The 8,211-nt window shown below is 75.8% G+C and carries 8 protein-coding genes; 5 read left to right on the top strand and 3 right to left on the bottom strand.

Annotated features, from left to right (window positions below):
- Positions 1–1,768 (top strand): family 20 glycosylhydrolase (locus tag GTR02_RS05395; RefSeq protein ID WP_166606444.1); only part of this gene is annotated, 1,768 nt, incomplete at its 5' end.
- Positions 1,769–1,785: 17 nt separating this feature from the next.
- Positions 1,786–2,721 (top strand): ROK family protein, encoded by a 936-nt coding sequence (locus GTR02_RS05390; RefSeq protein ID WP_166606443.1) that lies wholly within the window; start codon positions 1,786–1,788, stop codon positions 2,719–2,721.
- A gap of 6 nt (positions 2,722–2,727) precedes the next feature.
- Here the strand turns inward: GTR02_RS05390 and GTR02_RS05385 are convergent, their stop codons facing one another.
- Positions 2,728–4,194, bottom strand: a complete 1,467-nt coding sequence (locus GTR02_RS05385) for an Orn/Lys/Arg family decarboxylase (protein ID WP_166606442.1) — start codon at positions 4,192–4,194, stop codon at positions 2,728–2,730.
- A gap of 167 nt (positions 4,195–4,361) precedes the next feature.
- Between GTR02_RS05385 and nhaA the strand changes: the two genes are divergently transcribed.
- Positions 4,362–5,672: a Na+/H+ antiporter NhaA gene (gene nhaA / locus GTR02_RS05380; RefSeq protein WP_166606441.1), complete on the top strand. Its 1,311-nt coding sequence runs from the start codon at positions 4,362–4,364 to the stop codon at positions 5,670–5,672.
- Positions 5,673–5,675: 3 nt separating this feature from the next.
- On the opposite strand, the gene GTR02_RS05375 is transcribed toward nhaA, so the two are convergent.
- On the bottom strand, positions 5,676–6,095 hold the full coding sequence (locus GTR02_RS05375; RefSeq protein ID WP_338073600.1) for a VOC family protein: 420 nt from the start codon (positions 6,093–6,095) through the stop codon (positions 5,676–5,678).
- A 226-nt stretch (positions 6,096–6,321) separates the two neighbouring features.
- Here GTR02_RS05375 and GTR02_RS05370 point away from each other — a divergent pair, with 226 nt between their 5' ends.
- Together GTR02_RS05370 and GTR02_RS05365 are read left to right on the top strand one after the other, a co-directional pair.
- Positions 6,322–7,071, top strand: coding sequence for a GAF and ANTAR domain-containing protein (locus GTR02_RS05370; protein ID WP_240895110.1), 750 nt, complete (start codon positions 6,322–6,324; stop codon positions 7,069–7,071).
- Positions 7,059–7,748 (top strand): GAF and ANTAR domain-containing protein, encoded by a 690-nt coding sequence (locus GTR02_RS05365; protein ID WP_166606440.1) that lies wholly within the window; start codon positions 7,059–7,061, stop codon positions 7,746–7,748. Before GTR02_RS05370 ends, GTR02_RS05365 begins: the two co-directional genes overlap by 13 nt.
- On the opposite strand, the gene GTR02_RS05360 is transcribed toward GTR02_RS05365, so the two are convergent.
- A complete protein-coding gene (locus GTR02_RS05360) occupies positions 7,745–8,032 on the bottom strand; it encodes a hypothetical protein (protein WP_166606439.1) in 288 nt (95 codons plus the stop codon). The two genes, GTR02_RS05365 and GTR02_RS05360, sit on opposite strands and share 4 nt — an antisense overlap.
- Positions 8,033–8,211: the final 179 nt, after the last annotated feature.

Here is an 8,211-nt window from a genome sequence, read left to right as displayed (position 1 = left end):
CTTCACGGCCGGCGACGGCCCCGGCGCCCCCGCCGACGCCCCCGTCGTCGTCGCGCTCGACCCGGGTCTGCCCGAGCAGGGCTTCCGGCTGCGCACCTCCCCCGACGGCATCGCGGTCGAGCACCGCGACGCGGCCGGGCTGCGCTACGCGCTGCAGACGCTGGACCAGCTGCGGGCCGGGGCGGACTTCGCCGACGTCGCCTACACGGTCGAGGACGCGCCCGACTTCGCCGTCCGCGGGTTCATGCTCGACATCAGCCGCGACCGGGTGCCCACCCGCCGCACGCTCGCCCGCTGGGTCGAGCTGCTCGCCCTCGCCCGCGTCAACCAGTTCGAGCTCTACACCGAGCACACGTTCGCGTTCCGCGGGCACCAGGAGGTCTGGCGGGACGCCTCACCCCTGACGCCCGAGGACCTGCACTGGCTGGACGCCCGTTGCGCCGCAGCGGGCATCGCCCTGGTGTGCAACCAGAACACGCTGGGGCACATGGAGCGCTGGCTGCGGCACGAGCCGTACGCGGGGCGCGCCGAGAACGAGGACGGCTTCACCTTCGACGGCCGGCACCGCTCGCCCAGCACGCTGGAGCCCACGGCGGAGAACGCCCGGTTCGTCCTCGACCTGCTCGACGACGTCGTCCCGCACTTCCGGACGAAGCGCCTGAACATCGGCGCCGACGAGCCGTTCGAGCTGGGTACCGGGCGCACGCGGGCCCGCGCCGAGGCCGAGGGGATCGGCCCGGTGTACTTCGAGTACGTGACGCAGCTGATCCGGCCGTGGGTCGAGCGCGGGTACACCGTGGAGTTCTGGGCCGACGTGTTCGGCAACCACCCGGAACTCATGGACCGCGTGCCCGCGGGCGCCGTCCCCGTCGTGTGGCAGTACGACTCACCGTCGCTCACGGCGGCCGTCATCGACACCGCGGGCGGCGCCGAGGTCGCCGCGTGGCGCGCGGCGGGCATCGACGTGGAGGGGCTGCGGAACGGGTTCCGCGACCGCGCGAAGCTCCTCCTCGACGCGGGCGTCCCGTTCTGGGTCGCGCCCGGCACGAGCAGCTGGAACTCCCTGCTGGGCCGGCTGGACAACGCGCTGGAGAACATGGTCGACGCCGCGACGGTCGGCCTGGAGAACTCAGCGACCGGCTACCTGAACACCGCGTGGGGTGACGGCGGCATGTGGGACCCGCCGTCGGTGGCGTTCGGCCCGGTGCTGTTCGGCGGCGCCGTGAGCTGGAACCTCGCGGCCAACCGCGACCTCGACGTCGCCGCCGTCCTCGACGAGCACGTCCTGCTGGACCCGACCGGGACCACGGGCGCGGTGCTGGAGCGCACCGGGCGGGTCTGCGGGCAGCTGGGGGTCGCCACCCTCAACGCGTCCCCGCTGCACCGGGCGCTGGTCACGGGCGGCGAGCTGCCCCCCGGGATCACCCCGCCGGAGGAGAACCTCACCGCGGCCGCGCAGGTGCTGGCGCAGTGCCGCGAGGACCTGCGCACCGCGGAACCCGCGAGCGCCGACGGCGACGTCGTCGTGCGCGAGCTGACGCAGGCGATCCGGCTCAGCGAGCTCGCGGTGCGGCTGCTGCTGGCCCGGTCCGCGGGCGGGGGGACCGTCGGCGCCGCCGACGCGCGCCGGCTGCTGACCGAGCTGGAGGGCCTGCTCGTCGAGCAGCGCGCCTGCTGGCTGCTGCGCTCGCGCCCCGGCGGGCTCGAGGACAGCCTGGGCCACGTCGACACCCTGCGGCACGCGCTCCTGCGCGCCGCCACCCGCTGACGGTGACGAGGACGGGGGTGACGGGCACGAGGTCGACCGGGACGGCGGTCCTGCGGGCCGGGCTCGACATCGGGGGCACCAAGGTCGACGGCGTCGTGTTGGCCCCCGACGGCGCGGTGCTCGCGCGCGAGCGCACGCCGACGCCCGGCGGGGCGGCCGCGCTGCTGGCCGCGGCCGGTGACCTCGTCGGGCGGCTCGCGGCCCGCTGTGCCGGTACCGGGACGGTGGGCGGCGTCGGCGTAGGCGTCCCCGGCCTGGTGGACCCCGCGTCGGGCACCCTCGTCGACGCCGTGAACCTCGGGATCGGGGCCGGCGGGTTCGCGCTGGGCCCGCTGCTGTCCCGGCGCCTGGACGGATTGCCCGTCGTGGTGGAGAACGACGTCAACGCCTCGGCGCTCGGGGCCGCCGCCCTGCTCGGCGCGGACGACCTGGCCCTGCTGTCCCTCGGGACGGGCCTCGCGGCCGGTCTGGTCGTCGACGGCGTCCTGCGGCGCGGGGCGAGCGGGGCCGGCGGCGAGGTCGGGCACCTGTCGGTGGACCCGGCCGGGCTGCCGTGCGGCTGCGGTCAGCGCGGCTGCCTGGAGACGCTCGCGTCGGGGCGGGCGCTGAGCCGCCGCTGGCCGGGTCGCCCCGGGGAACCCCCGGACGCCCTGTGGACCGCGGCCGCGGCGGGGGACACGGCCGCGGTGGCGGTGCGCGACAGCTGGGCCGACGCGGTCGCCGCGGCCGTCGCCGCGCTCGTGCTGACGCTCGACCCGCGCCACGTCGTGCTGGGGGGCGGGGTGTCCGCCGTCGGGGAACCGCTGCGGGCCGCGGTGTCGGCGGCCGTGCAGCGCCGGGCCGCCCCGTCGGGGTTCCTGCGCGGCCTCGCCGTGCACGAGCGGCTGACCGTGCTGCCCGCCGGTCAGCCCGTGGCCGCGATCGGTGCCGCGGACCTCGTCGGGGCGCGGTGACGCGCCTCAGCCCGCGACGACCCGCAGCGTCCCCGCGGTCGCGTCGGCGGCGTCGGGGACCAGCATCCCGGCCTGCGTCCCGCTCGTGAGGTAGGCGACGGCCTCGGCCGAGATGACCTCGCCCGGCGTCAGCACGGGCACGCCCGGCGGGTAGGGGCTGACGACCTCGGCCGCCACGCGGCCCACGGCCTCCTGGGCCGGCACCTGCTCGACGGGGCCGAAGAAGGCGTCGCGGGGCAGCAACGCGGTCTCGAGCTCGAGCGATCCCGGCGGCGGCAGCTGCGTGGGCGGCAGCCGCTCCAGGTCGCCCGCCTCGGCGGCGAGCCGCCGCAGCGCGTCGAGCAGCACGGCCTCGGTCGCGTCGTCGTCGGCGTGGGTGAGCCGGGCCCCGATCCGGCAGGCGTCCGCGGACCCGACGTCGACGTGGCACGCGCTGCGCAGCCAGTCGCCGGCCTGGTAGCCGCTGATGCCGAGCGCGCGGACGTCGACGGTCAGCGCGAGGGGGTCGAGCTCGAAGGCCGCGCCGGGTCCGACCACCTCGCGGCCCATGAGGTCCAGCCCGCCGATCCCGTCGACCGCCCGGCGCAGCCGCTGCGCGCGCTCCAGCGCCGCGCCCAGCAGGTCCTCGCCCTGCTCGACCATCTGCCGACGCCACCCGTCGAGGGAGGCGTAGACGAGCGGCGACGAGCTCGTCGTGCCCAGCAGGTCCTCCCGCGCGGACAGCACGTGCGGGTCGACCCGGTCGCCGGTCAGGTGGAAGCAAGAGCTCTGCTCGATGGCCGCACCCATCTTGTGCACGCTCGTGACGACGAGGTCGGCCCCCGCGCCGACGCCCCACTCAGGCAGGTCCGGGTGGAACGGCAGGTGCGCGCCCCACGCCTCGTCGACGATGAGGGGCACGCCGAACTCGTGGCAGACCCGGGCGACCCCGGGGATGTCCGCGCAGGACCCCCAGTCGGTCGGGGAGATGAGCAGCATCCCCTTCGCGCCGGGGTGGGCCTGCAGCGCGGCGCGGACGTCGTCGGGCTCCGGCGGGTGGGCGAGGTGGCGCTCCCCGTCGAACTTCGGGTGCACCCAGACGGGCCGGATGCCCGAGATGATGACGCCGGCGATCACGGACTTGTGCGCGTTGCGCGAGATCAGCAGCTCCTCGCCGGGGCCGGCGACGGAGATCATGGCGCTCTTGACGGACAGGGAGCTGCCGCAGGTCGAGAAGAACGCGTGGTCGGCGCCGACCGCGTCGGCCATGAGGGCCTCGGCCCGGCTCACCACGCCCTGCGACTCGCGACGGTCGTCGAGACCGTTCAGCGTGAGGATGTCCGCGGCGAACATCCGCTCCCCCAGCACGGCCAGCACGCGCGGGTCGACCCCGCGGCCCTGCTTGTGCCCCGGCGGGCCGAAGACGACGTCGCCACGGCGGTGGAAGGCCTCGACGGCCTCCAGGACGGGGGCGCGCGAGTGGTCGGCGCTCACGGGGGCTCCTCGGGTCGGGACCGGGTCTGCGCCGTGCGGTACCCGGCCGCCGCTCGTCCATGCCCGCTCGCGTGCGGACGCCCCACCTCCCGCGACGGTAGGGTCGGTCGCGGTGCGCCGGGAAGTCTGGTCGGCAACGTCGTCGGCGACCCCGGAAGCAGGTTCTCGTGCCCTCCACCCCCAGCGCCAACACCGGTCTCTTCGCGCGCGGCTCGTGGCCCGAGGCCAGCCGCATCGCCGCGATCCTCCGCCTCGAGACCGTCGGGGGGGCTCTCCTCCTCGTGGCCACCGCGCTCGCCCTCGTGTGGGCGAACCTGCCCGGCGGCACCTACGAGGAGGTGCGGCAGCTGCACGTCGGCCCCGCCGCGCTCGACCTCGACCTCTCGCTGGAGCACTGGGCGGCCGACGGCCTGCTCGCGATCTTCTTCTTCATCGCGGGCCTCGAGCTGAAGCGGGAGTTCGTCGCGGGTGACCTGCGCGATCCGCGGGCGGCGGCGCTGCCCATCGCCGCGGCTGTCGGCGGCATGGCCGTGCCGGCGCTCGTCTACGTCGCCGTCACGGCGGCCTCGTCGTCCTCGCCCGAGGGGGCGGCGGCCGGCTGGGCGATCCCGACGGCCACCGACATCGCCTTCGCGCTCGGCGTCCTCGCGGTGGTCGGCAGCCACCTGCCGTCGGCGCTGCGCACGTTCCTGCTGACGCTCGCCGTGGTCGACGACCTGCTCGCGATCACCGTCATCGCGATCTTCTACACGAGCGACCTGGCGCCCGCGCCCCTCCTCCTCGCGCTCGTGCCGCTGGCGCTGTTCACGCTGGCCGTGCAGCGGCGGATCCGGACGTGGTGGCTGCTCCTGCCGCTCGCGCTCACGACCTGGGGCCTGGTGCACGCCTCGGGCGTCCACGCGACCGTCGCGGGCGTCCTGCTCGGGCTCGTCGTGCCCGTCGTGCGCAGCGACGCCGCGGGCGGCCCGGACGCCGGCCCGGGCCTCGCCGAGCACTTCGAGCACCGGTGGCGGCCGCTGTCCGCCGGGTTCGCGGTGCCCGTGTTCGCGCTGTTCTCGGCGGGCGTCGCGATCGGCGGGGCGTCCGGCTTCGCCGACGCGCTGTCCGACCCCGTCGCGCTGGGGGTGATCGCGGGTCTCGTCGTCGGCAAGCCCGTCGGGATCCTCGCCACGACGTTCGTGCTGTCGAAGCTGACCCGCGCCGAGCTCGACCCGAGCCTGCGCTGGATCGACGTCGTCGGGGTCGCGGTGCTCGCCGGGATGGGCTTCACGGTGTCGCTGCTCATCGGTGGCCTCGCCTTCGGCGAGGGCAGCCCCGCCGCGGAGCACGTCACCCTCGGCGTCCTCCTCGGCTCCACCCTCGCCGCCGTGCTCGCGAGCGTCGTCCTGCTGCGCCGCAACAAGGTCTACCGCGAGATCGAGGCGGAGGAGCTCGTCGACGAGGACGAGGACGGCATCCCCGACGTCTACCAGCGCTGAGGCTCAGGCCTGCGCGCGCAGCGGGGCGAACAGGTCCACCGCGCTGCCGTCCGGGTCGTGGACGGTCGCGTAGCGCTGGCCCCAGCTCGCGTCCCACGGCGGGAGGTGGCCCGTGCCGCCGTGGGCGAGGAGGTCGGCGTACACCCGCTCGACCCCCGCCGGGTCGCCGCACGAGAAGGACAGCGCCAGCCGGTGCCCGCCGGAGCCGGGTCGGAAGGACGCGTCGAAGCTCCGCATCTCCTCGTGCGTGTCCACGAGGAGCCTCAGCCCGCCCGGCAGCGCGGCCTGCGTGTGCGTCTCGCCGTCGGCGCCCGGTGGGAAGACCAGGCCGAGGCGTCGGTAGAAGGCCAGGGCGCGCGCCATGTCGGCCACGACGAGCCCGAGGCACTGCAGCTGCGGGAGGGGGAGCGGTCCGGGGTCCACGGCGGGGACGCTAGGGGGTGCCTCGGACACCCCTCCCGCGGCGCGCGGCGCGCAGTAGGGTCGGGACCACTGCACCTCGCGGTCACCGCCCGGCACGAGCCGGCGGCCGTGGACGGTTGGACCCACAGCCCGCAGCGACCGCCGGCGACCGCCGGTGGTCCAGGGCACGCGCCCGCCCGGGTCCCACCGTCCCCGGCGTCGGGCCTGCCGAGGAGGGACGTTCCCGATGTCCGAGGACCTGCAGGACCACCGCTCGGAGACCATGACCGACCCGCAGGCCGCCTTCGCCCAACTGGGCCGCATGCTCCTGGGCGAGAAGCCGCTGATCGAGGTGCTGCACGAGGTCGCGCGACTCGCCGTCGGGACGATCCCCGGCGCCGACGAGGTGTCCATCACGCTCATCGAGGACGACCGCACGCGCACGGCCGCGTTCAGCGGCTCGCTCGCGGCCACGCTCGACGAGCGCCAGTACGGAGACGGCTTCGGCCCCTGCCTCGACGCGGCCCAGTCCGGGAACGTCGTCCGCGTCGACGACACCGCCGACGAGGCGCTCTACCCGCACTTCGCGGCGGTCGCCCGCCGCCAGGGCGTCACGAGCGTCCTGGCGGTCGGCCTGCCCATGCCCGCGCGGGTCCTCGGCGGCCTCAACGTCTACCGCCTGCACGGCACGGCGCCCCTCGACGGCGCGGCGGAGGCCACCGCCACGGCCTTCGGGGCCTACGCCGCCGTGGCCCTCGCCAACGCCGCCCTCCTGGACAGCCGCCAGCGGCTGGCCCTGCACCTGCAGGCGGCCATGCAGAGCCGCTCGACGATCGACCAGGCGAAGGGCATCATCATGAGCCTGGCCGCCTGCGACGCCGACGAGGCGTTCCGGCTCCTGGCCAAGCGGTCGCAGCAGTCCAACCGGAAGCTGCGCGACCTCGCGGCCGAGATCGTGGCGGCCGCCGAGCGGGGGGAGCGGGCATGGGGACGGTGACCGAGGGGCTCGCCGAGGCCCTGGCGCGGCTCGCCCGCGACCTGCAGCGCGAGCAGGGTGCGCCCGCGACGCTCGAGCGGGTGGTCGCGTCGGCCATCGCCCTGGTCCCGGGCGCCGAGGAGGGCTCGATCAGCCTCGTCACCGGGCGCTCGCAGGTGACGTCCGTGGCCGCCAGCGACGAGCTGCCCCGCGCCGTCGACGCGCTGCAGTCCGAGACGGGTCAGGGCCCGTGCCTGGACGCGATCTACGAGCAGGAGACGGTGTCGGTCCCGGACATGGCCTCGGAGGCCCGCTGGCCCGACTTCGCCCGCCGCGCCGCGCAGGCCGGGACCGGCAGCATGCTGTCCTTCCAGCTGTTCGTGCAGGAGGACACGCTCGGCGCGATGAACCTGTACGCCCGTGCCCCGCACGCCTTCGACGCCGAGTCCGAGCACGTCGGCTTCCTCTTCGCCGCGCACGCGGCCATCGCCTTCTCGGCCGTGCGGCGGGGCGAGAACCTCCAGGTCGCGCTCGACAGCCGCAACCTCATCGGGCAGGCGCAGGGGATCCTCATGGAGCGCCACGGCGTGAGCGCCGACGAGGCGTTCGTCCTGCTCACCACCGCCAGCCAGCACCGCAACGTCAAGCTCCGCGTGGTCGCGGAGGACCTGGTCGGCGGCCGGCGCCTGTCGCGCTAGCGGCCCTCGTCCGGCCGCGGCGGCCGGGCTCGCTTCTCGACGAGGTAGCTGTGACCGTCGATCGTCACCCGCTCCCACCCGCCGTACCCCGCGCGCGCCTCCTCCTCGGTGCGCGCGCCGCGCGCCGGGGCGTCGTCGAAGCTGACCTGCGCGGGGCCGGTGAAGCTGAACGCGGCGTCGAGGAAGAGGTCGACCAACCTGAACCGCGACTGCGGCCGCCGGATCGACCGGGGAGTGCCTGCCTGCTCGTCGACCATCACGGTGATCCCTTCGGGGGTGAACACTTCGTGCACACATCATCGTACAGTGAGGTCGTGGCCGCCAGTCCTCCTCCCGTGACCCCCGACACCCCCACCGCAGACCTGCCCGTCCCCGACCTGCCCGTCCCCGACGTGCCCGTGCCCGACGTGCCCGTGCCCGACGTGCCCGTGCCCGGCGTGCCGCCCGAGCCCGACCCGCTGGC

Origin of the sequence: Kineococcus siccus, assembly GCF_009906795.1 — a bacterium.
In the GTDB taxonomy this organism is placed as follows: Bacteria; Actinomycetota; Actinomycetes; order Actinomycetales; family Kineococcaceae; genus Kineococcus; species Kineococcus siccus.
Note: the sequence above shows the minus strand (reverse complement) of the source record. Positions and strands in the feature narration are given on the sequence as shown.